Raw genomic sequence first — 23,867 nt, forward strand, 5'->3', positions numbered from 1 at the left:
CTTTTCAGCCTTCTACGGCTTAGTTTTACTCAATCCTATTATTGTACTATGTTTTATTAAATTTTAAAATTTTTCAACTATTAAATTATAAAACCTTTCTTGACCGGAAGTAGCAGAATTACCGGTAACATAACATGTCACTCTGTACAAATCAGTAGTGCCGGGAATAGAAAAAGTCAGGATATTTTTCTCATCAACATTCAAAGTTCCATTTCCCACAGTTCGCCAGGTAGTATAATTTGATGGTGTGAAGTTTAGGGTGACTGCCGATCCTTGAGTTCCGCCCGAATTGTATGTTTCATCATTTAATACAACTACAGAGATATTTGATGCCGGTGCGGTGTTTAATCTTAACTGCGGATAATTATACAGTGTACTGCTACCATCAAAAGGAATCATCCTCACTTCTACAATGCCTGCACTTATGGTTTTAGTACCATCAGCTCTGGTGGCAAAATATTGGTTTTTACGAATTGTTGAGCCTGAAGTGTTAGTATCTCCAACAGACTGCGAAGTTAAGGTAGTTCTATGCAGCACCCCGTTGGAGTCAGCAGATAATATATACTCTGTATCCTGTCCGGTTATCATGGTACGCACCCTTAAATCTCCGTTGATGTCAGTTTTATTAGTCGGTGAATCAATTCCTATACCGACATTACCATTCCTTGCTATTCTCATTGCTTCAGATTCGGTTGTGCCATCTTTTGAGATATTAAATCCTATTCCGGCTCCATCATTTGAAGCACTTCCCCTAAGAATATTCATAGATACCGGATTTTGATTATACCATAACATTTTTACTCCTCCTACAGGCGTATCGCCACCTGTCCCTTGTTTACCGTATAATTCTATAGTTACAGGTTCACTGTTGGAACCCGTTGCTCCATCATTGGTGGTATTGGGAGTAGTAAGTAGAGCTCCTGCAACATGAAGTTTTCTGTTTGGGTTTGAAGTTCCTATACCCACACTACCCGTATCAAGTATCACCATTTCTGTTCCTGCAGGTCTCGCTGTAGAACCGTCAGACTGAGAATTTAATTTAACTCTTGTATTGGCAACATCATTTATCCACGCATCATTAGTGGTATCTCCTGCTATAGCATTTCCAAAGCCGGTCCAGACATTGCCATTCCAATAGTGGAATCCTTTTGTAAAAGTTCCGTTATCTGCTATCAGATAAACCAATTGTCCATTTACAGAACCACTGGCAGATAGATCATTTACCCTTGGAACAAGTACTCCGTCTTTAGAAGTCACTGCTCCCAAATGATTTTTACCCCTCACATCTAATGTTGCTTCCGGAGACGATGTATTGATTCCTACTTGGGAGAAAAGCGTACTGCCAACAAATAGCAGTGCCATGTTTAAGTGTAGTTTTTTCATCTTTCAATATGTTTTAATATGTTTTGCAAACATATTGGCCTTCATTCAATTAACAAATAGCAGATATCTGTCATTTTTTTATTTCATAATTGCAAATTTTTGATTTTTAGCACGTTGACTGTGTGTTCGGTCAGTAGGGTGTTTTGTACAGCCCGGATTCCAGCAAAAAATAAAGGAGAAAAAATGAAAAGCTGAAGGATAAATCATCAGCTTTCCGGAAGCCATATTGCTCTGAATGTATTTAGTATTCTTTTTGATGCTTTCCCGTCTTGAAAAAGACAAATTTGGCTAATTAAAATGCTTAGGTATTTCACTAAGAATTAATCCCCGTATCAACTACAGGGATTATATTTAATAGGTGGGGCTGTTAAGTTTTTACGAACGAAGTCCACGAAGCATTTAAACTTCATATTCGTAATAACCTAAAGCCCCTTAATGATTCAATTTTAAGCTTTTATTTTACCCCAGCAGTCCATTCAATCCCACTGATATCAATCAGCTTTACCGTATGAATCTCTTCCTGTTTCACAGAAATTTCATTCAGACTGAAAGTCAGATCAGCTTTTGAACCCAAAGGAATAATCAGAGCGTGCTTTCCGGGCTTTACTTTAGCCACATAATGGTTTTTAATGTTCTCTTTAGGAAACTTTGAAAGATCTTTAAGGTCTAATGCCTTTAAAACTGTTCCGTTTTTATCCAGAAACTGAATTCCGATCAGAAAAGAACCGTACACATCTACGCCCTGAGTTCTGTAGATTTCAAACGTTATGTCCGAAGCGTTAAGCGAAACATTGGAAATTTCAATCTTCGGTTTTACCGATTTATTATGAAGTGTTCCCCAAACGCCCCCATGGAAATACTGGTTGGTATAGAGCGTAAGCCCGAAAATAAAAACAGATCCCGCCAGCACAATCGTTTTAGGTTTCAACAAAGGAAGAACGCCGGATCCCAGCCACAGAAACCATTTTTTGTGAGTGAAAGATGTATTCTTTTTGATGAAATAATGATCCAGTGAAAAAGGAGCGCTTCCCGTAAGGAATAAAACAAATCCTCCGGCAATTCCCAAGACACCGATCTGCCATTCATCCAGACACGTTGTTCCAATCCAGCCGGAACCGAGAAGAATTCCCATAGCAAGCCCGAAAATTCCGATGCTCATTAATCTGGTAAATAACCCTAAAATAATGAAGAGTCCTACCACAGCTTCAATAATCGTAAAAGTAATCATTGAAGTTTCCAAAGCATCAGGATGGGTAACCAGATATTCAATAATGGGTTTTATTCCTAAGGCATTAGGCAAAAAATGATTAAATTTTTCACCGATATATCCGGCTTCATCGGGAATAAGTTTGTTTTCGAGGACGAGTCTGCGCCAGAATGCTGAAAAGTAAGTCCATCCGATCACAAGACGGAGTGATAAAGTATAGAGTCCGGCCAGGTCATAAGACCGGCTGTCTGAAATATGTTTCATTGAAATTGTATTGTATTAAAAGACGTTTATAGAAAATTGGATTCGGATAAAAATCTAAATCACATGCAATTTCAGTCTTTTAAACAGGATGTATTTCGGCGGACTGTTCCCGGTAGTTGTTCCGGAATATTTGTTTTGAAAACGTATTTTCCCTTCCTCAGGAGATGGAACGGTATCTGTAAAGTAATGAGTTCCCTTAGATTTTAAGACACTTTTTGAAGCAGAAGCTCTGGCTGAAAAACGTTCCGTTACACTGTCACAAGAATAGGATTGAACGGAATCTGTAATTTTTACTTTATTTAAACCACTGATATACTGAACATCAAAAATATTGAGAAGATCTCTTTTCACAGAACACGGCGATAATGAAAAGGCCAGTATCAGCATCATGATGAGTGCTTTATAGTTTTTCATAGAAGTGCCTGTGGTTCGCATATTTACAAAACTACATTTTATTTTAGATTTTCCCCCATGAATTGTAAAAATTCATCCTGCTGGTCAACGAAGAGATAGTGGGAACAGTTATCAATGATTTTAAAATGATTTTTTCCGGCGATCGTTTTCATATCATTAAGCTGTTTCGTAGAAAATATGCCATCGTCTTTTCCATACACGGCGAAAATTGGAATTCTACGTTTTTTAATTTCGTTCAGAACAGAAGTATTGTCAATGTTGTTCTGCGATTCATTTTTATAGAACTTAAGTGGCGATTCCTGATTTCTGAAGTTAGTGGCATAAAATTCACCGGCTTCATATGCCTGTCTCAATTGCTTACTTTCCGGAGTGGGAGAGGGCATGCTGAAGAAATTCATTTTGCTGGCCATTTCATAGCATCTTTTTCTGTAAGCTGCCGAGTTTTTGCTTAAATTTTCAATCTCCGCAATCTCCTGAAGCTGTGAAGGATCATTTTTGAATTTCTCTTTAGCCTGTTTTAAAATATGGTCATAGGTTTCCTGCTGAGAAAATAAAGCTCCTGCCAATGTCAGTGAACTTACTTTTTCAGGAAACTGTCTGGTGAATAAGGTTCCGATAATTCCCCCAAAACTGTGGGCAAGGATATTGGCCTTTTTAAGATGGTAAATTGTATAGATCTGGTTGAGGTCTTCAAAGCTTTCTTTAAAAGTCATGGTCGCATGATCATCTTTAGACCTTCCTTCGCCGCGTCTGTCATAAACAATCACATAAAATCCTTTGTCTGCAAGCTTTTGAGCGGTAGTTCCTTCAAATAGAGTCGCATTTCCACTGGGTCCGCCGTGGATGAAAATAACAGGTGTGTCTTTTGGGCTGCCATAAGCTTTGGAATAAACTTGCTGAGCATTAAATGAAAAACAAACAAGAGCAAAAAGAAAAGACAGGAAAGATTTCATAGGTTGTTTTAGAGTCCTCAAATGTATAATGTTTTTGTAAAATTGAGCATCATAAAATTTAAAAATTAAAAGGCTACTGACTAACAGTTGTCACAATCCTGTCTTATCTTTATCGTCTGAATAAATCAGAATCAAATAAAAACAAAATAATGGATCAGAATAATCTAGACGAAATCATTAAACGTTCCCTCGGAATCAGAGAAAGCTATCATGAACTGGAGCGCCAGCACCACGGAACCGAATGGACTTTGGAAGAGGATACCCTGGCTTATCTTACTGATGCAGGGCTTGTAGGCAGAGATATTATGTCTCACCAGAAAAGATGGCTTAAAAAAGATTCCGAAGCAGAATTAAAACATAAATTGGGTGAAAATATCTGGTGGCTGATCGTTTTGGCAGACCGCACAGGAATTGATATTAAAGAAGCTTTAGACGAATTTTTAACCAAAACAGAAAAATTATTTTAATGAGTTATTGTTTAGCCATAGACGGAATGCAGCCCGAAAGCAGAAAAGAACTGCACAAAAACTACCACGATCATTATTACGGATTTCCGATCCATGATGACAACGAACTTTTCGGCAGGTTGATCCTGGAAATCAACCAGGCAGGACTGAGTTGGGAAACTGTTTTAAAGAAAGAAGAGAGTTTTAGAAAAGCCTATCATAATTTCGATATTCAGATAATCGCTGCCTACACGGAAGAGGACAGGGAAAGACTGATGAACGACAGCGGAATCATCAGAAACCGCCTGAAAATAAATGCAGCCATTGAAAATGCTAAAACCATCATAGAACTGCAGAAGGAATTCGGGTCTTTTGAAAAATGGCTGGAGCACCATCACCCGAAAACCCTTCAGGAATGGATGAAACTGTTCAAAAAGACTTTTAAATTCACCGGCGGAGAAATTGTAAATGAATTTTTAATGAGCACAGGATATCTGAAAGGAGCCCACGCCGAAACATGCCCTGTTTATCAGCACGTGTTGGAACAAAAGCCACTTTGGATGGAGTAGATTCGTGTTGGAGGGTTTTAGAGTCTGAGAGTTTGAGAGAAGGTGTTTTTTTTAAATCATCCCATCACCAAATCATCCCATCATCAAATCAACACATTATCTTAAATTTCTCACCGAAACATCAGGCTTTTCACCTTGTGGAACAATGAAAATAGCATTATCGCTGATGGTATCTCCCGGATCAAAATAATAACTTCCCGTGACAGGAATCATATTGGTGACGAATTTTCCTGATTTATCGTAAGCGGAATAAGATACATTGATCATCTGGGCTTTCATCTTCAGCTCGATTTTTTTGGAAGTCAGTTTCGCGCCTGTTGCATTGATGCAGTCGAGTTCTACAAGCCCGATATTGCTCACAATCTGAGGGTAGGAAGACAGTCTGATGCTGTACCCTTTATCTGAAGCATTTTTTACGGATGCTGAAACTTTATAACGGTCATAAGATTTTCCGCCTGCCTGCACACTTTCTTTGTTTAAAATATTAAAAGTAACGCTCATACCATCGACATCTATAGTCTGGCCGTCAGAAATTTTCTGTGCACTGGCGCGGGTTCCGAAGAATAGAACAAGGGATAGGTTGAATAATAAAATCAGGTTTTTCATATTGTGGTGTTTATGGATTTAAGATACATTAAAATTACACATGATCAACCCTGTGCATTAAAATAAATGAGAAAATTATTTTCTTTGCCTTCAATGTATAAATAGTCATAATCTATTCCCAGCTGATACTCGTGCCTTCCCATATTAACATTTTGAAAATGGAAAATCTGCTTTTCTTTGGTGAATGATTTTAAAGAAAGGTAAAAGCTTTCTACTGTTTCAAGGTTTTCCGCGCTGTCCGGATTGATATTCTTTGATCTTTCACGCCCAAAGAACCACTTATGTATTGTTTTTGTGAATTCAGATTCTGTTATTGGTTGTACAGTCAGTTCCTTATTATCTTTTAAAGCAAAGTGGTTTCTCATGAAGTCTGGAGCGTCTATGGAATGATCAAATGCAACGATGTCAAATTCATAAAAATAATTGGCACTGGGATTATTTCTCAAGGCTTGAGAAGATAAAATTTCTTTTAAAAAATCTAATGTAATCATCAAGAAGAAATATTTATTAATTGTAGAAAATAACTCTTATAATTTAATCAATATTGTTTAGCAACGGATCTTTATTTCATCAATAGGAGCGGGCTTCAGCCCATTCAATGAGATAAAACAAAATCAATTGGCTTTAGCTGAAACTTAAATTCAGCTATTTTCCACCTTCTGCGGTTCAGAAATAACCTCCTTATCCCGCATAATCTCTTTATGCTCCTTGCCCCATTTTTCAAATTCCAGAATGATGGGTTTTAACTTATAACCGATCTCTGTCAGTTCATATTCCACGCGGGGCGGAACTTCAGCATACACGGTTCTGGTGATAATACGGTCTTCTTCCAGTCTGCGGAGTTGCAGCGTGAGCATTCGTTCTGTGATATTGTTCAGCTTTTTTCTAAGCTCCCCGAATCTCAGTTTTCCATTGATGAGATAGCAGCAGATGGCAAGCGCCCATTGTCCGCCGATGGTATTGGAAGCATAGATCTCCGGACACTCGTCGGAAAGGGCTTTTTTATTGGCAAAATTGGTCGATGTTTCCTTTATTTTAGTCATTACTTACATTTTTTATAGTACCATACAATTGGGCACTACTATTTTAAATGTAAGTTACGTATATTATTTTTGCTGAAGAAAATTTAAACAGAAAAATGAAAACATTAGTAATAGTCATTCACCCTGATATTGAAAAGTCGGTGATCAATAAAAGATGGATAGAAGAATTAAAGAAATCTCCTGAAAAATATACCATTCACTCACTATACGAAGCCTATCCGGATGAAAAGATCGATGTAGCAAAAGAACAGCAGCTGATGGAGTCTTATGACAAAATTGTCTTCCAGTTTCCGTTTTACTGGTTCAGCAGTCCGCCGCTTTTGAAAAAATGGTTTGATGAGGTGCTTCTTTACGGCTGGGCCTATGGAAGTAAGAGCGGTTACAAAGTTGGAGGGAAGAAGATGTCACTGGCTGTTACGGCTGGAATTGATGAAGAAGGCTATAGCGAATCCGGAAAGTACAAATATACCATGAATGAGCTTTTCCGTCCTTACGAACTGACTTTCGACTACATCAAAGGAGATTATAAAGAGCCTTTTGTATATTATGGAATTGAAAATGATCCTTCAGAAGAATGGATTGAGAGTAGTGTGCCGATGTATCTGAAGTTTTTGGAAGGTTTATAATTTAATCTTTTGATTTATTTTTGATGAAATAAATAATCATTCCAGTAAGTGAAAAAATAATTCCCAATGCAAAAAAAGGCAGCCAAAAAATAAAACAAAACTCCGCTAAGCTTCTGACTATTGGTGAAAAGTTTCCTCTGGCAGTAAACATTCCTGCCCCAATTAAGAACATGATGACAGAAAGGGGAAACATCACTACTCCGCAAAGGAAAAAGTACTTACCAATTGATCTTAATTTCATAACCTATATTTTTTGTTAAACTCATATAAATCTATAGCTTCATCCTGAAAATAGGCCTTGAATTTATTTGAGAGTTTTTCATCTTTGAATTTAACGACGGTATATCCACTGTCAAATGCTACAATTTCGAGATAAGATTCATTAATCAAATGTTGATTGGCTCTCCATACATTTTCATCTTCTGCAGATAAATTTGAAATAAGGTTAAGATCCAATTGTATATTTTTGGGAACAGCAGAAATAATTCCCCAAATTATTTGAGTCCGGGATTGATAAATTATACTAAACTCTTCTTTGTTTAAAATAAAATAATCTTGATCATAATGGATTGGTAATTGATCATCTGTCATGAAATCAAGATCTGTCAGGATCCAATCGTACTCAATGAGGTCTTCCCAGATAGGTTTTAAAATTTTATGAAGGTTCGTGTGAAATTCTACCGTTTTTGTGCTTCTGATCACCCAGTTCATATTCAGATCATTAATTTATTCAATTGTTTTTATTCCCATCCCGGGCCGTCTTTCTCATGACATTCCGTTACAACGCCCCAATGCGAATATTCCAGCGGTGGAGCTCCATCCTCAGAAAGCCTGTACATTTCATAAAACAAATCAAAATATTCAGGGTTTAAATCCGTATAATCCGGCAACTCAGGGTCATGCACCTTGATTCTTCCGTTTTCAATGGCTTTCCAGAACAACTTTTGGTTTTCCTCTGTCAGGCTTCTGGTATCCAGATGCCGGTTGATCCATTCATCGGTGCGGGCGCTGTAAAAGCCATAGCCACTTTCTGCTCTTTCATATTCGTCCTCATCTTCAGGGGGAATCTGAAGTTCCAGCCATTCTGCCAGAGGCTTTCCGTTTTCGATAAAAGCCAGCTCCTCGATCGCAATCCTTATGATACAATCGTAGCCAGTCCATCTTCTGGAGAAACATCTTCCGTCTTTAAATATAATAAAACAACTGGCCATTATTCAGGTTTTTAAAATGATAGTAAATTTTTATTTATAATGCTGGTAAAATTTGTTGTCAAAAATTTCCTGAGGATCATACTTTCTTTTCATAGCGAAGAAGGAGTCAGCCTGAGGATATACTTTCCTCATCTTTATTCTGTCGATATGGAGACGGTAGGGCAGATAAAACGTTCCTTCATTTTTAAGGGTAGCATCTAAGAGTTTATTGGTAAGGATCTTCATGGCGTCTTCCTGTTTTGTTGTTTTCTTTTGGTTAAATAATAAGACAAACCCGAAAACATTTTCCCTTGCATAGTTCATATAGCTGTCTTCATCTTTATTCACTGCGCGGATTGTTATATTAAGAAGATCCAGTTCGGAATTTTTGAGAATTGGCTTGATATCTTTGATAAACTGGTTGAAATTTCTTTCAGGGATAAAATACTCCTGCAGGAGATCCGTAGAATTTGGGTCTTTATTTTCAATGAGAGAAACATGGCCGTCAAGAAGTTCATTTCTCGTATAGACAATATTTTGAGCCATTTTGCTGAGGTTGGTTTCCAGATCCCAGCGAAGCCTTTTTCCATATTCACTGTTGACAGTGCTTCTGAAAACAAGACGTTTTATTTCTTCACTTTTTGCATTTTTAGCAGTAATTGATGACGGTTTTTCATCAGTCTTTTCAAAATAGTTGATCGTGGCTTCTTCAAGAAAATGCTTATCGGAAATCCTTAACCTTCCAAAAACAAGACTGACTTCCGGGCGATCAGCTATAAGCCTTTTATAATCATTCGTATAGTCATCAGATTTTAAACGGACATACCGGTATTTGAGGCTCGTATTATCCACCACTTTTAATCTGACATCCAAAATAATCCCGAACAGACCATATCCTCCGATCACCAGTTTAAAGAGTTCAGGATTCTCCTCCCTGCTGCAGTTGAGAATTTCACCATTGTGATTCATTAATGTAAATGAAACAACACTTGATCCAACCGGGGGAATATTTTTCTGCCATCCGTGACCGTTCACACTTACCGAACCGCCTATGGAAAAAGAACTGAAAGCCTGCATGACGGCAATTGATTTTCCTTTTATATCGATATATTGTATAGCATCTTCCCAAAGAGCACCTGAGCCAATCGTAAGGATATTATTCTCAGCATCCAGTTCCATATGTTTATACGGAAGCATATTAAGTAAGATGCCGTTTGGGTAAATTGTGTGTCCGCCCATACTGTGCTGAGCTCCGGCAATGGATATTTTTAATTTCTTTTCCTTAGCATATTTCAGAATCTGGCGCAGCTGGTTTTCGATCTCTGTTTTTGAAGAAGGAACCTTTATTAAAGTGTCTATTTTGGTTAAATTCAGTTGGCTTACATCATTCGCATAGCCTTTCGGTGTTTCAGTCTTAAGATCGGACTCATTCCACTTCGTTCTGAGAACGTGAATAATGGGGATAGAAATAAATACAAGAACGATTACAATTCCGATGGCAAAAAAATATCTTTTCTTCATTGACAATATTAAACATCTAAAATACTCAAAATTCCTTATCCCACCGTCGGTGTATCCTCTTCCTTCAGGATCTTTTTCTCCTTCATCGAAAGCATCATTCTTTCATATTTGTATTTTTCCCAGTCGAACTGATTCAGGAAATCCAGGGCTGCCTGGAAACCTCTGTTGAAAAGATCCTCTTTTTCCTCTCTTTTCATAAAGAAATTCAGCCAGCTGCTCGTTCCGCAATTAACGGTCTGAATGCTGTAAAGACGGTAAAAACTGTGTTTGGTTAAAAACGATTTGTCATTAAATCCTTTTAGTGTGCTGATGATATTTCCTGCGTAAGAAAAAGGTGTTTTGAGGATTTCTTCACTCGTTTTCCCCTTCTCAGACAGAATATCCGAATCGCTCGTAAGCTGTACCCCGAAAAGTGGCATTCTCGGATAAAAGACATCGCTGGCATGAAAAATATCGATCGGGAAGTTGGAAATACTTCCGCCGTCAATGAAAAGTCCGGCAGGGTAGATATCCTCGGGTTTTGTGTTCATCCAGAATTTCCAGGCGTATTTCACTGAGCTGTCATCCTTATCGATCCGTTTTTGGAAAGGTTCAAAAAAGAATGGGACAGACATGGAAGCTCTTACAAATTCGGCTGGACTTACGTGCTTTAATTCTTCTTCAGACCAGTATAAATTGGCCATCGTAGGAAGCTCTACTTTGATCTTTGCATTGATATCCGTTGTGATAACGACATATTCCGAGCGGAGCTGGTAAAACGGATTGTTTTTATAGTAATCATTATTCACGGCACTTTCATAAAATATCCTGTAACGCGTCTGGTCGATATGCTCCAGGTTTTTATTCTTAATGGCTTCAATACTTTTTAAAGCGATGGTGTAATATTCCTGTGTATTTCCGTAACGGTAATTAAGATTAAGGCCCTGTTCTTTCTGAATAAATTTCTCATTAAGTTCAGCCACCGTTTTAATTCCAAAACTGTCCAGAACACTTTGCATAGTTTGTGAAAAAGTATTCCCGGGATTGAATCCGCTGTTCTGTTTCCGGAAATCATTGTAGAATTTTTTAATACAGAAAAAGGCGATAATCACCGGAATTAAAGGAATAAGAAAAAGGAGTTTCGCATTCAGTGTGGTTTCCGGTCTGGAGGCAAAAGGAATGATCACGAGGATCACCATAATGACCGCTAAAATAATCGCATTGATCTTAAAGAAATCTTTATTGTTCAGAATCGCATGAATGGTAGTTTTTACATAAGTCTTTCCATCCATAAAGTCTGCAAAATTCCAGCTGAAGAGAATATCCTTGATCACTTCACTTTTAGCTTCCTCTTTGGTCTTACAGGCAGCAATAAGCATGGTATTGATCGCACCGGCACTGGTCCCAGCCACTTTTAAAAACCGAACACCGAAAATCTCTAAACCATAAAGGTAACCCACCAAAGCACTTCCCCAGACACCTCCTCCTTCCTGAACAAACTCTACATACTGGCTTCCCTGCGCATCCAGCAGATCGGAAAACTCCTTTAACGAAATATGCTCATGCAGGGCAGCGAGTTTATCCTTAGATTCCCTGGAAAGTACATTTTCTTCAAGAATTTGGTTTAAGATTTCAGTTTTCATGGGTGATTGGGTGTTTGGTATTTGTACTTGGTCTTTGTCTTTGTTGGTTTTCGCAAAGGCGCAAGGAGTTTAAAAATGTTTATGTTGTTAAGGCGCAAGAAAATCAAAGATTTTTAGCTAAAATTGTAATACTAAAAATTAACAGTATTCAATTTTATCGAAGATAAAATCTTTGCGTCTTAAAACAGTTTAGCGATTATAAAAACTTTGCGTCTTTGCGAAAACCAACAAAAAGCTCAAAAGTTTATCTGTCAAATATTAGCTAAAGTTAGCAACAAATCCTTATTGTAATTCAAGTGTTTTCACCCTTTATTTTACCATTGTTTTCGCCTCGCATAAATAAAGGTGCAGATCACAACCAAAGCCATAACCCCAACCGTGATAAAGTATCCGTATTTATGATGCAGCTCAGGCATATTCTCGAAATTCATCCCGTAAAGGCCGGCAATAAACGTGATCGGTAAAAAATACACTGAATAGATGGCCAGAACTTTCATCACCTGATTCGCCTTCTGATCAGAAAGCGCAAGGAACATCGAAATAAGGTTGGTGATCTGAATATTTAAATGATCAAAATCCGCCACAACATCTTTGTGCTTATCTTTTAAATCGACGATCTCTGAATCCTGAAGATTTAAGAGTTTGAATTTATCTACTGCATCGGTTGAAATGGTTAGTACCCGTGAGTTCAGCCCGGATTTTCTTTTCAGTTTATACAGTCTTCTGATTTGGTTGGTATGGTTGGTGTTTTTGAGGAAAATTTCGTTTTCGATATTATCCATCGTTTCCAGAAGGCTGATGGACTCATCATCAAAGCTCTTCATAATCAGAAGGGCAATCATTAAAGCGATCTTTGAAGGAGGAACTTCTGTCTGGATGGCAGAAATCTGTTTCTTCGTTTCCAGAATGCTTTTAGTTTTCATCCTGTGGATGGTGATGATGGTATTTTCCAGCAGAAAGATGGCGATCTTCGTACTGATATCGCTTATCGTGTTGAGGTTTTTTCTTTCCAGCTCGGTGCTTTCGCGAAGGAGGAAGAATTTTACACTGCCATCTTCTTCGTATTTGGGAAGGTGGTTCGGATCCATCGTATCTTCCAGCAGAAGATTATTGATCTCATATCTTTCGTGAAGAAATTTCAGGTCTTCCGCAGTGGGAGCCTCTACATCTACCCATTCACATTGGGAATCTCTGTATATCGTGTCGATTGGCATATAATAAAAATACTAATATTTTGAAAAACTATGTGTTAAATAATTTTATCTTTGCCAAAATTAAAAAAACTATATGATTAAAAGTACAATAAAAGGGATTGGATTTTATGTTCCGGACAATGTTGTTACGAATGATGATTTAGCAAAACTGATGACCACCAATGATGAATGGATTACGGAAAGAACGGGCATCAAAGAAAGAAGACACAGACAAAACAGAAACGACTCTCAGGAAACGACTGCCTATTTAGGATTCAAAGCTTCTGAAAAAGCTCTTGAAAAAGCAGGACTTACCGCTCAGGATATAGATTATATTGTTTTTGCGACGCTTTCTCCGGATTATTATTTCCCGGGTTGTGGCGTTTTACTTCAGGATATGCTGGGATGCGATACCATTGGTGCTTTGGATATCAGAAACCAATGTTCAGGGTTTGTATATGCGGTAAGTGTAGCCAATGCTTTCATCAAATCCGGAACGTATAAAAATATTCTGGTAGTAGGGGCAGAAATCCATTCTTTCGGACTTGATTTTTCTGATGAAGGAAGAGGCGTTTCCGTGATCTTCGGAGATGGAGCAGGAGCGATTGTGCTTTCAGCGACGGAAGATGCCAATGCAGGAGATATTTTAGCGGTGAATATGCATTCTGAAGGGAAATATGCCGATGAATTGTGTACCCAGTTCCCCGGTTCTAAATTCGGATGGAGCGACAGAATGAGAAAAGAGCCTGAAAATGTTACTGATAAGGAAGTATATCCGATCATGAACGGAAATTTTGTGTTCAAACATGCCGTAACAAGATTCCCTGAGACGATGCAGGAAGCATTGGATAAAGCAGGAAAAACTATTGAAGATCTGGATATGTTCATTCCTCACCAGGCCAATCTTAGAATTGCTCAGTTTGTACAGCAGAAATTCGGACTTCCGGATGAGAAGATCCACAATAATATTCAGAAATACGGAAATACAACGGCTGCCTCTATTCCTATCGCTTTAAGTGAAGCTATTGAAGAAGGAAAAATCAAAAGAGGAGATCTGGTATTGCTTTCAGCATTCGGAAGTGGATTTACATGGGGAAGTGTTTTATTCCAATATTAATCAGACAAAATAATGAGACTGCTATCAATACATTTGATAGATGGTTTAAACATAAAAAATCCGCAGAGCTTTGCTCTGCGGATTTCTTTTTTTATACTTTATTATTTAAAGGCTTTTCAGTAACTTTTCAGTGTCTGTAGAATCCTCTCCTGTGCTTTTTGCCAGCTGAACAGACTTTTCAGCCCACATTTTTGCATTTTTCTTATCTCCGATTTTGTTGTAAAGATTCGCTAAAGTATCCGTATTGGCATAGTTTTCATTTTTCTTTACAGATTCCTGAGCCCATGCAACCGCTTTTTCCAGAGAAGCTTTGCTACTTACGTTTTCAAAGAAATTCCATGCTAAAGAGTTTAATTCTTCAGAACTTGCTGCAGAATAATCTTTGTATAGCTCTATCGTTAATTTCTCATAAGTAGGAATGTCTTTATCCTTCAGAGCTCTGCTGGCTTTCACTTTTTTCAGAAACTTTTCAGACTCCTCTTTGGTCATGAATTTTTGAGTTTCCGTTAAGAAATAGCTGTCATTCCAGGTTTTTGTTTCTGCGTTATATGATTTTTTAACCGCTGTATTCAACTTTATATTTTTGTCAAATTTCGCGTATTTCTCTTCAGGGAAGATTTTGATGATTTCCGCTTTTTTATTCTGGAATATTTTATACAAAGGACTTTCCGTACTCTGCACTCCTGAAAGAAGCATTTGTACATCTTCCTGATCAAGGGTTGTTTTCTGTTGGAAATAACGGTCCAATACTCTTCCTGCCAGTTCAGAATCATTATAGATGGTCAGTCCGGCAAGGTTTTTTAGAAATTCAGGATCTTTTTCTCCGTTTTCAAATTTTTGCTTTAATGCAGTCAGTCTTTTATTCGGATCTTCCGCATCTTTAGCAAACTGGATGAAATCTTTTTCCTCTACATACCCTAGCGTTCTGTGGACTTCCTCTCCGTCACCATTGATGAAAAGGTAAGTAGGAAATGCTTTTACATTATATTTTTTGGCAAGACCTATTCCTTCTCCTTTTTCCATGTCAATTTTGGCGTTCACAAAATGGGAGTTGTAAAAATCTCCAACGGTCTGAAGTGGGAAAATATTTTTCACCATCAGTTTACATGGTCCACACCAAGATGCATAAGCATCCACAAATACCAGTTTGTTTTCTTTTTTTGCCTTCGCCAGAATAGCAGCGAAATTACTGTCTTCAAATTTAATTCCCTGTGCAAATGCTACTGCAGCTATAAATAAAGAAGAAAATATTGCTAATTTTTTCATAAAACTTTTTATTGATTACAAATGTAATAATTATGCGATTATATAAGTAGCTGTAAAATGAAAATAGTTACGGGAAATTTTATTTTTAATATATAATAATTCTATTTAATGTGAAAATTGTTAGTGATGTGTTATTAAATTAAATAATATTCTTGTTTTTAGTTAAAAAAATTAAATAATTAAAGAATATTTTAATAAAATATAAAATATTAGTAGCTTTGTAAAAAACAAAAAGACACCCATGAAAATGATGAATTATTATAAAATCCAAATAATAATTTATTTTTTTATGCCTAAAAGTCTGCTAAAACTTTTGTTTTTGTTCATAACTGCTGTCCCCATCTGGGCTCAGAAAAAATACGGCTTCGACCAAATCTGTGAAAGAACGTCTATCCAGACAACACAAAAAGATATTCCCGGAGCTCTGAAAACAGCGGATTCGTTGTACATGACTGCGCAGAAACCTTTGGATAAGGTGAAAAGCCTTCTTCTTTCTGCCGAATTATATCACTCCGCCGGAGAATTCAAAAAATCTATATGCTACGGTGAAAATGCCCATTCTCTTTTAAGTCAGATTAATGAGGTTGAATGGTTTGCCCGTGTGAATGAATTTCTGGCTAAAGAATATCGTCTGGTTGGCCTTCATGAAAGATCAAAAAAGTATACCCTGGAAGGTATAGAAGCTGCCAAAGGTATCACCGATTCTCAAAAAAGAGGGGAAATACTCGGACTTCTGAACCAGGAAATGGCTTATTACGAAATGGAGCGTGGTAGTTATTCTGATGCGGTGAAATATATTCAGTATTCATTAGATTCTTTTGGAAAAGATAACCCGCAGGATAATGAAAGGGCTGTAGCAGCTTCCTACCAGATTCTTGGAGATGTTTATTTTAAACTTAAAGATTATGCCGTTTCCGAAAGCTATTACCGGAAAGCAGAGTCTATGCTTAAAAATAAGTGTTGTATTCTCGGACTGGTCTATAACGGAATCGGAGGTATTCGTCTGAAACAGAAAAACTGGAAAGATGCCGAAACTTACCTTAAAAAAGCTGAAAATATAGCAGACAGTTCCAAAAGTCTTAAGCTTAAAAAAGCAGTTTATTCCAATATCAATGATTATTATGAAGGAACAGGGGACAATTTTAAAGCTTCTCTATACGCTGTAAAGTATGTAAGAGCTTACGACAGTCTTACCGCCCGGGGCCGTGAAGTTTCACTTGGTGGCCCGGAAACTTCGGTAAAGCCCAGTAAAAAAAGCGCACAGATCAGTGTTGTGAAAAATGCAGCCATCATAGTACTGCTTATTACCCTGGTTGGAATCGTTATCTTTTTTAAAACAAAACAGAGAAAACAGCGCTCAAAATTCCGGAATATTATAAGAACTCAGCTTCAAATGATTAGCTCCCGCAGAGAATCTATGCCATTAAAAACGGAAAATTCCGACTTTTCCAATATTTCTGTGGAAGAAGTGGATGATCGGGCAGGAGGATCCGACAAAAGAAGAAATGAATCTTTGATGACTTCCGAAACAGAGGCAAAACTGCTGGAACTTCTTGAGGAATTTGAAAAAGGAGACCTGTATAACAACAAGAATATGTCACTGTCATTCCTGGCTGCTGAACTTAATACCAATACAAAGTATCTTTCCTATGTGATCAATCAGCATAAAAATGCGGATGTGAAAACCTATGTCAATCGCCTGAGGATTAACTATATTGTGGATAAACTGATCAATGATGAAAAGTACAGACAGTATAAAATCAGCATCCTTGCAGACGAATGCGGCTTTTCTTCACACAGTAAATTTGCGTCTGTCTTCAAGGCTGTGACCGATTTTTCTCCATCGTCTTATATAAAATATCTGGATGCTGAAAATCAGTCAGATAAAAATGTTCATTTTCGGGAAAACACTTAAGAATCAGATTGTTTTTAGGAATTGTGTCTTTTCATTTTCGCGAAAACAGATAACCTATTGTTTTATCTAAGACCTTCGCATCTATATCTTTGCGCCAGCTTTATGGGAATGAATCTACTGCATTTGTCACTCATTTTTTAATCTGTTTATTCCCATTAAAGCAGAACTGCGCTCAGTCATCTAAATACTAAAACTGAAAATTACTAGACGGTATAAAATATCTGCCAACTATTTTATACAAAAAAACCATGAAAACTTTTAACTAGTAAATTAAACGGATGAAGACAACTTTAACGGTCGTGTTGGCATCTGTATTCTCTAATGCTGCTTTTGGGCAGATAGGAATCAATACAGCTGTGCCGATTGCGAGTCTGGACATCGTCGCGAAAAGAAGTGACGGATCCACAGCTGAAGGGGTATTGCCCCCAAGGCTTTCAGGAGATGAGATCAAGGCAGCTGATCTCCAGTACACAGAGAGGCATGCAGGAACCATTATTTATGCTTCGGCAGCAGTAAGGGTACCCAGCAGCAAAACGGTGAATATTACAGCCACCGGACTCTATTATTATGACGGAAAAATGTGGCAGAGAATGCTGCAGGGGGATCCTAAGAAACTGCATCCCCAGTCTGCAGGAGATATTAAAAACTCTGTGCAGCCGTCAGATCACAACGGATGGTATCTGCTTAACGGAAGGTCAGTTTCCTCTCTTCCATTACCGGCACAGAATTCAGCGGCAGGCTTAGGCTTTACCACGAGTCTTCCGGACGCAGCAGACAGGGTTCTAAAAACAAGAAATGGTGCCGAGCTATTGGGAAGCCATGGTGGGAATAATACGATGACGATTACCCGCTCGAATCTTCCGGATATCAATCTGACAGGGGTGGTAAGCGGAACTGCAGAAAGTGCGGGCGCACATACACACGGATCAGGAGAAGGAGGTTTCCTGCTTGGAGGTACAGATGTAGGAAATAATGGTTCCGGCCATTATCAGGGGAACAATGATATTTCCTCCTGGGGCGGAGTCGGGCTGATGAGCAGTACAGCCACTTCCGGTGCTCATATTCATGCACTGTCGGGGATTGCAACGGTTCCTACAGGAGGTATGGGGGCATCTATGGATAACAGATCTGCTTATCTGGTAGTAAATACCTTTATCTATCTGGGTGAATAATCCGGGGACGATATAAGATTTTATAATACAATCGGGGTTGATTGCCCGGTTTTTTTCAGTCAAGTTTTTTTAAGTGCAAATCCGCAGCGTAGCTGCGGATTTGTTATTTTATTTAGTCTTCAGACTGTCGGTTTTTGCTTTGGCAGAATCATGAGAAACCGGAGCCGGTTCAGAATTGGCAACAGCGGAATCTCCCATTTTATTTCTCAGAGAATCTTTATTGTGCTCGTCTTTGAACTCTTCTCTCTTTTCCTTGTTCTGGGCACAGCTTCCTAAAAACATAACGCCTAGAATAGCTCCTATCCATAATTTTTTCATAATAGTTGATTTTGATGTTTAATACCATCAAATATAGAAAAATATTAAGAGCTTTGTAAGAGTCTACTATATATTCTGAGAAACTTTTATTTTGATGTCATAAATAGAGTATCTCCGCTGTTTTGAGAGGATAACGCTGTCCGGTTAGGACATTTTTCCTATACCTGCGGGCTGATAGAGAAGTTTAAAGGTTTAGGATATTCCGTAGAACCGGTTCCTATGAAATTATAAAACAAAAAAAAACCGCAGAGCTTTCATCTGCGGATTTTCCATATTTAGATTAAACATCTGTTGGTATCTATTTAGCTGGAACTACTGTTGCCGTTGAATCTACTTTAGTGGTAGCCGGGTCAGGATTCATCTTTTTGGCAGATGCCGTATCCGTTGCTGCCGGTTGTATGGTCTGTGTATTCACGGCCGCCGAATCCGAATTCTTCGTCGACATGGTAGATTCCTTGGTTCCGCAGCTCACAGCGACTATTCCTAAACCAAAGGCTGCTAACAATAACTTTTTCATAATATTTTATTTTTAGTGTTGTGATTTAAAGTTCAATAACCATTCCTAAGTAGGAGGGTAAACTATTAAAACATAGATAAAGTTTGTTAAAAGGTGTTAGAGAATGGGGGAGGAAGTGAGATTTTTGGTTTGGAAGAGGGAGGAGGGAAGATGGAGGTACTATTGGACATTAATTTTAATGGTTTTCCAAAAATTTGATCAAGTTGTTTAGGAAAAATATTAATGAGGCTTGGAATAGTCATGCTTTGGGCCTCCATAACTTCCCTCATCCATCTTCCTGACATTAAATGATGGCAGCGTGCTCAGCACAGTTGATCCTGATCTCCTTATAAGCCAGCGACATCTGAAGTAATTTGCAATAATGACCCTCATCACTGATTCTGTAATGGCTGCAGGTAAAACACATTCTTTGTACGGTGAGGATTCCGGTTGTATTTAATCCCTGAATGATTTTCAGTAATCCATCCAGCATTATTTCTTTTTGTTGAAGATTAAGAGAACTAACCGGGTTCTCAATGGATCTTGTGAAATCAGCTGACTTTAAGGCCGTAATCCTGCCGCTGTCGGTTAAGCTTAGCGTATAACTTCTGGAATCCAGTAGATCACTTTTTTTATCAATCAGGCCTTTCTGTAAAAGAGATTTTACACTGTCACTGATTGTCGGCTTACTCATGTTGAATTCTTTAGCCAGATAGCTTATTCTGCATTTTTCAGTTGGCTGAAAGAGTAAGAAAATCAGGATTTGTATTTGTATGGGGCTGAGCGCATTCAGCTTACTCTCATTCCAGAGTAATACCCGGAAGGCCTCTGAAAGACGCTCTAAAGCCACAACAATCTTGCTGTCGATCTCGTGGTTTTGCTGATTCAGGTTAAAGGGTGAATGGAACATTGTATGGTATTCTGTGAGTGTTTAAGCCTTTATAGGTTAATTATTTAGAATGTTGAAATTTAACAAAAACTTTCAGCAAAATAATCTTCACTGAAAGTATATTTGAATAGTTGTGTTTTTGAAATCAGTTACATCCCTCCATTTCAATGATATAATATCCTTTTTGATCTATTACTTTTTTTATATCCGGAGTGACTTCTTCCATATGACATAAGTTGCATTCTTTGGCTGTAAGAGCCTGTCCCTGCTGTCCTTTTTGGGCCAGATAGTTTTGCCCGTGTTCAAAAATAGTTTTTGTATCGTTGATGTGATCCGGAACCAGAATATCAAAATGCATCACGGTTCCGTCTTTTTTAGTAACATAAGTATCCCAAACGGCAATTTTCATTGTATATTCTTTTTAAGGTTAATTATAAAGCAGGAACGGCACATATCATCGTAAAATGTTAGGAATGGGCCATTCCTGCCTGTTTTTTCAGTGTTTTCAGCCTTCTTACTGTTTCACGTCTTCTATGGAAGCTCCAAAATTGATGTGAAGTACATTCCCCTGAGGAGTCACCAAAGCCGGTACAGATTTTACACCTGCCTTTTCTGCTTTCTCAATACTTTCCGGATGATCTCCAAGATGAATGATCTCTACGTTCTCGGATCCGATAAGGTTAACAATGTCATGTTCCGCGCTAATGCATACAGGACATCCTGCATGATAAAAAACTGATTTACTCATAATTCAATGGTATTTAATGAAGGCATTATTGCCATGACAAATGTAGTTAGGATTACTAACTTAAATAGCTGGACTATGAGGATATAAAAATACTGGAGGGGTTGAGAGGTGGCAGATAGTGGGTTGCAGGTGTCTGGTAAATTTACCACTCCGATGGTATTACTGATTACTTATTGCTCATTACCCATGAAAAAGCCCCGGAAGAAATTCCAGGGCCCATATTACTCATTGCTCATTACTGATTACTCATCAGCAACAGCTCTTATCCCAGGTATGGGTATTTGTAGTCTTTTGGAGAAACGAAAGTTTCTTTGATACTTCTTACAGACGTCCATCTCAGTAAGTTCATTTTAGAACCTGCTTTGTCATTGGTACCTGAAGCTCTACCACCACCGAAAGGCTGCTGTCCTACAACGGCACCTGTTGGCTTGTCATTGATATAGAAGTTTCCTGAAGCGTTTTCCAAAGCTTTGAAAGCTTCGTTGATCGCATAACGGTCTTGTGCGAATACAGAACCTGTCAGTGAATAAGGAGACGTAGAATCTACCAGTTTCAATGTTTCTTTCCAGTCCTGATCTTCATATACATAAACAGATAGGATAGGTCCGAAGATCTCTTCTACCATACTTTCGTAATGAGGATTTGTAGTTTCGATTACAGTTGGGTGTACAAACCATCCTTTAGAATCGTCAACTTTTCCACCGATTGCTATTTCAGCTTCACCGGAAGCAGTTGCTCTGTCGATGTATCCTTTACATTTTTCGAAAGAATTTTTGTCAATAACTGCGTTAACGAAGTTCGACGGATCTTCAGGAGAACCCACTTTAATTGAGTTGATCTGAGTTTCCATTACTTTTTTCACATCAGCCCAAAGAGATTTAGGCACATAAGCTCTTGAAGCTGCAGAACATTTCTGTCCCTGATATTCAAAAGAACCTCTTACCAAAGCAGTAGCTACAGCTTCCACGTTAGAAGAAGGGTGAGCGATTACGAAATCTTTTCCACCTGTTTCTCCAACGATTCTTGGATATGTTCTGTAGTTATGGATATTGTCACCGATCATTTTCCACATTCCCTGGAATACTTTCGTAGATCCTGTGAAGTGAAGACCTGCAAAATCCGGATGTGCCAATACTTTCTCAGCTGTTTCTTTTCCGTCTGTGAAAACCATGTTGATGACCCCTGCAGGAAGACCCGCTTCGATTAATACATCCATGATCACTTTTGCAGAATAAACCTGCTTGTCAGAAGGCTTCCAAACCACTACGTTTCCAAGCATAGCCATACACGTAGGTAAGTTCCCGGAAATCGCTGTAAAGTTGAAAGGCGTTACTGCAAAACAGAAACCTTCCAATGGTCTGTACTCTACACGGTTCCAGATTCCGCTGTCGGAAACCGGCTGCTCAGAATACATCTCCGTCATGAATTCAACGTTGAATCTTAAGAAATCGATAAACTCACACGCAGCATCAATTTCAGCCTGGTGTACGTTTTTAGACTGTCCGATCATCGTTGCCGCGTTGATCACGTCTCTGTAAGGTCCTGCTAAAAGATCAGCCGCCTTTAAGAAAATAGCTGCACGGTGTTCCCAGCCCAGCTCATTCCATTCTTTTTTAGCTGCCAATGCCGCGTTGATGGCGTCATCTACATGCTGCATGGTACCTTTATAGTAAAACCCGAAATCGTGAGCATGATCCTGAGGAGACTGAAGCTGAACTTTCTCGTCCGTTTTTACTTCTTTTCCATTGATGAACATTGGAATTTCTATCTTCTCAGCCCACATTTTTTTGTAAGTGGCGATAAGGCTTTTAACTTCTGGAGATCCCGGTACATAAGAATTTACCGGCTCGTTTACTGCAAATGGTACTTGCGAAATTGCTTTTGACATATTATGTTGTATTATTTTAAAATTATCAATATGTTGGTATACAAATTTACGTTTTCATTTTGAAAGGAACAATTCCTGTAAATACTTCATCTTATTATTTAACATAAATTGGTATATTAGATTGGTTGTTAAAAATTTTAGATATGAAAAAAACAATATTCATCTTTTTGTGTTTTTCTCAGGCTGTACTTGCCCAGCATAAAAAGAAAACTCCACCACTGCTTCCTCCGGAAAAACTGGCTGAATATTCATTCAGTAAAGAAGAACTTTTAAATGATGAATTGAAAGGATCTAAATGGTATTTTGATCTTAAAAATTATGACCAGACACAGCTTTCATTTGATAAAGATGCAGCCAAACCGGATGTTTTATACTTTGTTGATGATACAAATTTCAGGATTAATATTAATCAGAAGCATTGTAAAAGCTTAATTAAAGGAACCTTCGAGATCATCAGAAAAACAGAAGAGCCAATGACCACTCAAATGGGGCACCGTTCCTTCAGAATTAGTACACCTTATCAGAAATGTGTCCATAAATTCTCCTTTTTTTTATTGAACAATCTCGATATTTCGTTTGAACAACAAGGAAAGGTGATGAAAATGAAAGCAATTGAAGAAATTCCACCGCCTACAGTTCGCGGTTTTTAGGCAACCTCTATTCCCATGATCATTTATTAGATTCAAGACATCATATTTGCAATTGGGATCAAGAAGATGAATGGTGAATTTGAGAATAAATAATAAAGAAGTAAAGACAATCAGATTTCATACATAGCCATGGTGGCTCCGGGAGCCTCCAGGATACTACTTTCCTAATTGAATATCCCAACAAATAATGGGCATTCCAAATGGTAGCTGATTTCTATGACGTTACCAAATTATTTATATAATTTTTTTCATAGGGCTTTTGTTTATTGATAACGGCAAAAGCCCTATGGATAATTTTATTTCTCACATTATTCAGTACCAGCATTTTATTTTTTCCCTCAGCTACCTTTCTTAAATAATATTCTCTAAGA

General features: G+C 38.0%; 27 protein-coding genes. 7 read left to right on the plus strand and 20 right to left on the minus strand.

Annotated elements, in window-relative coordinates:
* Positions 1–63: 63 nt before the first annotated feature.
* The 4 genes from IW22_RS17760 to IW22_RS17780 all read right to left on the minus strand — a co-directional run bounded on the left by IW22_RS17760 (position 64) and on the right by IW22_RS17780 (position 4,221).
* Complete coding sequence (locus tag IW22_RS17760) at positions 64–1,383, minus strand: hypothetical protein (RefSeq protein ID WP_131401756.1); 1,320 nt, start codon at positions 1,381–1,383, stop codon at positions 64–66.
* 454 nt (positions 1,384–1,837) lie between these two features.
* Positions 1,838–2,854: a TQO small subunit DoxD gene (locus tag IW22_RS17770; protein WP_034729035.1), complete on the minus strand. Its 1,017-nt coding sequence runs from the start codon at positions 2,852–2,854 to the stop codon at positions 1,838–1,840.
* Positions 2,855–2,908: 54 nt separating this feature from the next.
* Entirely contained in the window at positions 2,909–3,289 is a 381-nt protein-coding gene (locus tag IW22_RS17775) for a hypothetical protein (protein ID WP_131401757.1), read from the minus strand.
* Positions 3,290–3,306: 17 nt separating this feature from the next.
* A complete protein-coding gene (locus IW22_RS17780; protein ID WP_034729041.1) occupies positions 3,307–4,221 on the minus strand; it encodes an alpha/beta hydrolase in 915 nt (304 codons plus the stop codon).
* A 149-nt stretch (positions 4,222–4,370) separates the two neighbouring features.
* On the opposite strand from IW22_RS17780, the gene IW22_RS17785 reads away from it, so the two are divergent.
* Positions 4,371–4,688: a MazG-like protein gene (locus IW22_RS17785; protein WP_034729045.1), complete on the plus strand. Its 318-nt coding sequence runs from the start codon at positions 4,371–4,373 to the stop codon at positions 4,686–4,688.
* A complete protein-coding gene (locus IW22_RS17790; RefSeq protein WP_034729047.1) occupies positions 4,688–5,236 on the plus strand; it encodes a DNA-3-methyladenine glycosylase I in 549 nt (182 codons plus the stop codon). Before IW22_RS17785 ends, IW22_RS17790 begins: the two co-directional genes overlap by 1 nt.
* Before the next feature lie 96 nt (positions 5,237–5,332).
* Here IW22_RS17790 and IW22_RS17795 read toward each other — a convergent pair whose 3' ends face one another.
* The 3 genes from IW22_RS17795 to IW22_RS17805 form a co-directional block, all read right to left on the minus strand.
* On the minus strand, positions 5,333–5,842 hold the full coding sequence (locus IW22_RS17795) for a hypothetical protein (protein WP_034729049.1): 510 nt from the start codon (positions 5,840–5,842) through the stop codon (positions 5,333–5,335).
* Positions 5,843–5,886: 44 nt separating this feature from the next.
* A complete protein-coding gene (locus IW22_RS17800) occupies positions 5,887–6,333 on the minus strand; it encodes a hypothetical protein (protein WP_034729052.1) in 447 nt (148 codons plus the stop codon).
* A gap of 150 nt (positions 6,334–6,483) precedes the next feature.
* Complete coding sequence (locus IW22_RS17805) at positions 6,484–6,885, minus strand: winged helix-turn-helix transcriptional regulator (protein WP_034729054.1); 402 nt, start codon at positions 6,883–6,885, stop codon at positions 6,484–6,486.
* 95 nt (positions 6,886–6,980) lie between these two features.
* On the opposite strand from IW22_RS17805, the gene IW22_RS17810 reads away from it, so the two are divergent.
* Positions 6,981–7,511, plus strand: coding sequence for an NAD(P)H-dependent oxidoreductase (locus IW22_RS17810; protein WP_034729057.1), 531 nt, complete (start codon positions 6,981–6,983; stop codon positions 7,509–7,511).
* 1 nt (position 7,512) lies between these two features.
* Here the strand turns inward: IW22_RS17810 and IW22_RS17815 are convergent, their stop codons facing one another.
* The 6 genes from IW22_RS17815 to IW22_RS17840 form a co-directional block, all read right to left on the minus strand.
* The gene (locus IW22_RS17815) at positions 7,513–7,752 is read right to left on the minus strand and encodes a hypothetical protein (RefSeq protein ID WP_034729059.1); all 240 of its coding nucleotides are present in this window, start codon (positions 7,750–7,752) and stop codon (positions 7,513–7,515) included.
* Positions 7,749–8,102 (minus strand): hypothetical protein, encoded by a 354-nt coding sequence (locus IW22_RS17820; protein WP_131401758.1) that lies wholly within the window; start codon positions 8,100–8,102, stop codon positions 7,749–7,751. The genes IW22_RS17815 and IW22_RS17820 overlap by 4 nt, the downstream gene beginning before the upstream one ends.
* Before the next feature lie 149 nt (positions 8,103–8,251).
* Positions 8,252–8,722: a hypothetical protein gene (locus IW22_RS17825; protein ID WP_034729066.1), complete on the minus strand. Its 471-nt coding sequence runs from the start codon at positions 8,720–8,722 to the stop codon at positions 8,252–8,254.
* A gap of 30 nt (positions 8,723–8,752) precedes the next feature.
* Complete coding sequence (locus IW22_RS17830; protein ID WP_034729069.1) at positions 8,753–10,222, minus strand: FAD-dependent oxidoreductase; 1,470 nt, start codon at positions 10,220–10,222, stop codon at positions 8,753–8,755.
* A 35-nt stretch (positions 10,223–10,257) separates the two neighbouring features.
* Positions 10,258–11,844 (minus strand): patatin-like phospholipase family protein, encoded by a 1,587-nt coding sequence (locus IW22_RS17835; RefSeq protein WP_034729073.1) that lies wholly within the window; start codon positions 11,842–11,844, stop codon positions 10,258–10,260.
* 314 nt (positions 11,845–12,158) lie between these two features.
* Positions 12,159–13,058, minus strand: a complete 900-nt coding sequence (locus IW22_RS17840) for a CorA family divalent cation transporter (RefSeq protein ID WP_034729076.1) — start codon at positions 13,056–13,058, stop codon at positions 12,159–12,161.
* A gap of 73 nt (positions 13,059–13,131) precedes the next feature.
* On the opposite strand from IW22_RS17840, the gene IW22_RS17845 reads away from it, so the two are divergent.
* Positions 13,132–14,154, plus strand: coding sequence for a 3-oxoacyl-ACP synthase III family protein (locus IW22_RS17845; protein ID WP_034729079.1), 1,023 nt, complete (start codon positions 13,132–13,134; stop codon positions 14,152–14,154).
* A gap of 105 nt (positions 14,155–14,259) precedes the next feature.
* Here the strand turns inward: IW22_RS17845 and IW22_RS17850 are convergent, their stop codons facing one another.
* On the minus strand, positions 14,260–15,420 hold the full coding sequence (locus IW22_RS17850) for a thioredoxin family protein (protein ID WP_034729082.1): 1,161 nt from the start codon (positions 15,418–15,420) through the stop codon (positions 14,260–14,262).
* A gap of 319 nt (positions 15,421–15,739) precedes the next feature.
* On the opposite strand from IW22_RS17850, the gene IW22_RS23760 reads away from it, so the two are divergent.
* Together IW22_RS23760 and IW22_RS17860 are read left to right on the plus strand one after the other, a co-directional pair.
* Positions 15,740–17,335: a helix-turn-helix domain-containing protein gene (locus IW22_RS23760; protein ID WP_165571902.1), complete on the plus strand. Its 1,596-nt coding sequence runs from the start codon at positions 15,740–15,742 to the stop codon at positions 17,333–17,335.
* A gap of 278 nt (positions 17,336–17,613) precedes the next feature.
* Positions 17,614–18,507: a hypothetical protein gene (locus IW22_RS17860; RefSeq protein ID WP_034729084.1), complete on the plus strand. Its 894-nt coding sequence runs from the start codon at positions 17,614–17,616 to the stop codon at positions 18,505–18,507.
* 108 nt (positions 18,508–18,615) lie between these two features.
* Here the strand turns inward: IW22_RS17860 and IW22_RS17865 are convergent, their stop codons facing one another.
* The 6 genes from IW22_RS17865 to pruA form a co-directional block, all read right to left on the minus strand.
* On the minus strand, positions 18,616–18,825 hold the full coding sequence (locus IW22_RS17865) for a hypothetical protein (protein WP_034729087.1): 210 nt from the start codon (positions 18,823–18,825) through the stop codon (positions 18,616–18,618).
* Between the two features lie 298 nt (positions 18,826–19,123).
* Entirely contained in the window at positions 19,124–19,342 is a 219-nt protein-coding gene (locus tag IW22_RS17870; RefSeq protein ID WP_034729090.1) for a hypothetical protein, read from the minus strand.
* 283 nt (positions 19,343–19,625) lie between these two features.
* Complete coding sequence (locus tag IW22_RS17875) at positions 19,626–20,231, minus strand: MarR family winged helix-turn-helix transcriptional regulator (RefSeq protein WP_034729093.1); 606 nt, start codon at positions 20,229–20,231, stop codon at positions 19,626–19,628.
* 124 nt (positions 20,232–20,355) lie between these two features.
* A complete protein-coding gene (locus tag IW22_RS17880) occupies positions 20,356–20,619 on the minus strand; it encodes a DUF2024 family protein (protein ID WP_034729096.1) in 264 nt (87 codons plus the stop codon).
* A gap of 105 nt (positions 20,620–20,724) precedes the next feature.
* Positions 20,725–20,958, minus strand: coding sequence for a thioredoxin (locus tag IW22_RS17885; protein WP_034729099.1), 234 nt, complete (start codon positions 20,956–20,958; stop codon positions 20,725–20,727).
* Between the two features lie 262 nt (positions 20,959–21,220).
* Positions 21,221–22,846 (minus strand): L-glutamate gamma-semialdehyde dehydrogenase, encoded by a 1,626-nt coding sequence (gene pruA, locus IW22_RS17890; protein WP_034729102.1) that lies wholly within the window; start codon positions 22,844–22,846, stop codon positions 21,221–21,223.
* Positions 22,847–22,989: 143 nt separating this feature from the next.
* On the opposite strand from pruA, the gene IW22_RS17895 reads away from it, so the two are divergent.
* Positions 22,990–23,496 carry a hypothetical protein gene (locus IW22_RS17895; protein WP_034729105.1) on the plus strand — a complete coding sequence of 169 codons (507 nt, stop codon included), beginning with the start codon at positions 22,990–22,992 and terminating at the stop codon, positions 23,494–23,496.
* Positions 23,497–23,867 lie beyond the last annotated feature (371 nt).

It is taken from the genome of Chryseobacterium sp. JM1 (assembly GCF_000737715.1).
Classification (GTDB): Bacteria; Bacteroidota; Bacteroidia; order Flavobacteriales; family Weeksellaceae; genus Chryseobacterium.

Coding starts and splice junctions, on each gene's coding strand:
- IW22_RS17760 (WP_131401756.1), bottom strand. CDS start 1,383: ATGAAAAAACTACACTTAAACATGGCACTGCTATTTGTTGGCAGTACG.
- IW22_RS17770 (WP_034729035.1), bottom strand. CDS start 2,854: ATGAAACATATTTCAGACAGCCGGTCTTATGACCTGGCCGGACTCTAT.
- IW22_RS17775 (WP_131401757.1), bottom strand. CDS start 3,289: ATGCGAACCACAGGCACTTCTATGAAAAACTATAAAGCACTCATCATG.
- IW22_RS17780 (WP_034729041.1), bottom strand. CDS start 4,221: ATGAAATCTTTCCTGTCTTTTCTTTTTGCTCTTGTTTGTTTTTCATTT.
- IW22_RS17785 (WP_034729045.1), top strand. CDS start 4,371: ATGGATCAGAATAATCTAGACGAAATCATTAAACGTTCCCTCGGAATC.
- IW22_RS17790 (WP_034729047.1), top strand. CDS start 4,688: ATGAGTTATTGTTTAGCCATAGACGGAATGCAGCCCGAAAGCAGAAAA.
- IW22_RS17795 (WP_034729049.1), bottom strand. CDS start 5,842: ATGAAAAACCTGATTTTATTATTCAACCTATCCCTTGTTCTATTCTTC.
- IW22_RS17800 (WP_034729052.1), bottom strand. CDS start 6,333: ATGATTACATTAGATTTTTTAAAAGAAATTTTATCTTCTCAAGCCTTG.
- IW22_RS17805 (WP_034729054.1), bottom strand. CDS start 6,885: ATGACTAAAATAAAGGAAACATCGACCAATTTTGCCAATAAAAAAGCC.
- IW22_RS17810 (WP_034729057.1), top strand. CDS start 6,981: ATGAAAACATTAGTAATAGTCATTCACCCTGATATTGAAAAGTCGGTG.
- IW22_RS17815 (WP_034729059.1), bottom strand. CDS start 7,752: ATGAAATTAAGATCAATTGGTAAGTACTTTTTCCTTTGCGGAGTAGTG.
- IW22_RS17820 (WP_131401758.1), bottom strand. CDS start 8,102: ATGACAGATGATCAATTACCAATCCATTATGATCAAGATTATTTTATT.
- IW22_RS17825 (WP_034729066.1), bottom strand. CDS start 8,722: ATGGCCAGTTGTTTTATTATATTTAAAGACGGAAGATGTTTCTCCAGA.
- IW22_RS17830 (WP_034729069.1), bottom strand. CDS start 10,222: ATGAAGAAAAGATATTTTTTTGCCATCGGAATTGTAATCGTTCTTGTA.
- IW22_RS17835 (WP_034729073.1), bottom strand. CDS start 11,844: ATGAAAACTGAAATCTTAAACCAAATTCTTGAAGAAAATGTACTTTCC.
- IW22_RS17840 (WP_034729076.1), bottom strand. CDS start 13,058: ATGCCAATCGACACGATATACAGAGATTCCCAATGTGAATGGGTAGAT.
- IW22_RS17845 (WP_034729079.1), top strand. CDS start 13,132: ATGATTAAAAGTACAATAAAAGGGATTGGATTTTATGTTCCGGACAAT.
- IW22_RS17850 (WP_034729082.1), bottom strand. CDS start 15,420: ATGAAAAAATTAGCAATATTTTCTTCTTTATTTATAGCTGCAGTAGCA.
- IW22_RS17860 (WP_034729084.1), top strand. CDS start 17,614: ATGAAGACAACTTTAACGGTCGTGTTGGCATCTGTATTCTCTAATGCT.
- IW22_RS17865 (WP_034729087.1), bottom strand. CDS start 18,825: ATGAAAAAATTATGGATAGGAGCTATTCTAGGCGTTATGTTTTTAGGA.
- IW22_RS17870 (WP_034729090.1), bottom strand. CDS start 19,342: ATGAAAAAGTTATTGTTAGCAGCCTTTGGTTTAGGAATAGTCGCTGTG.
- IW22_RS17875 (WP_034729093.1), bottom strand. CDS start 20,231: ATGTTCCATTCACCCTTTAACCTGAATCAGCAAAACCACGAGATCGAC.
- IW22_RS17880 (WP_034729096.1), bottom strand. CDS start 20,619: ATGAAAATTGCCGTTTGGGATACTTATGTTACTAAAAAAGACGGAACC.
- IW22_RS17885 (WP_034729099.1), bottom strand. CDS start 20,958: ATGAGTAAATCAGTTTTTTATCATGCAGGATGTCCTGTATGCATTAGC.
- pruA (WP_034729102.1), bottom strand. CDS start 22,846: ATGTCAAAAGCAATTTCGCAAGTACCATTTGCAGTAAACGAGCCGGTA.
- IW22_RS17895 (WP_034729105.1), top strand. CDS start 22,990: ATGAAAAAAACAATATTCATCTTTTTGTGTTTTTCTCAGGCTGTACTT.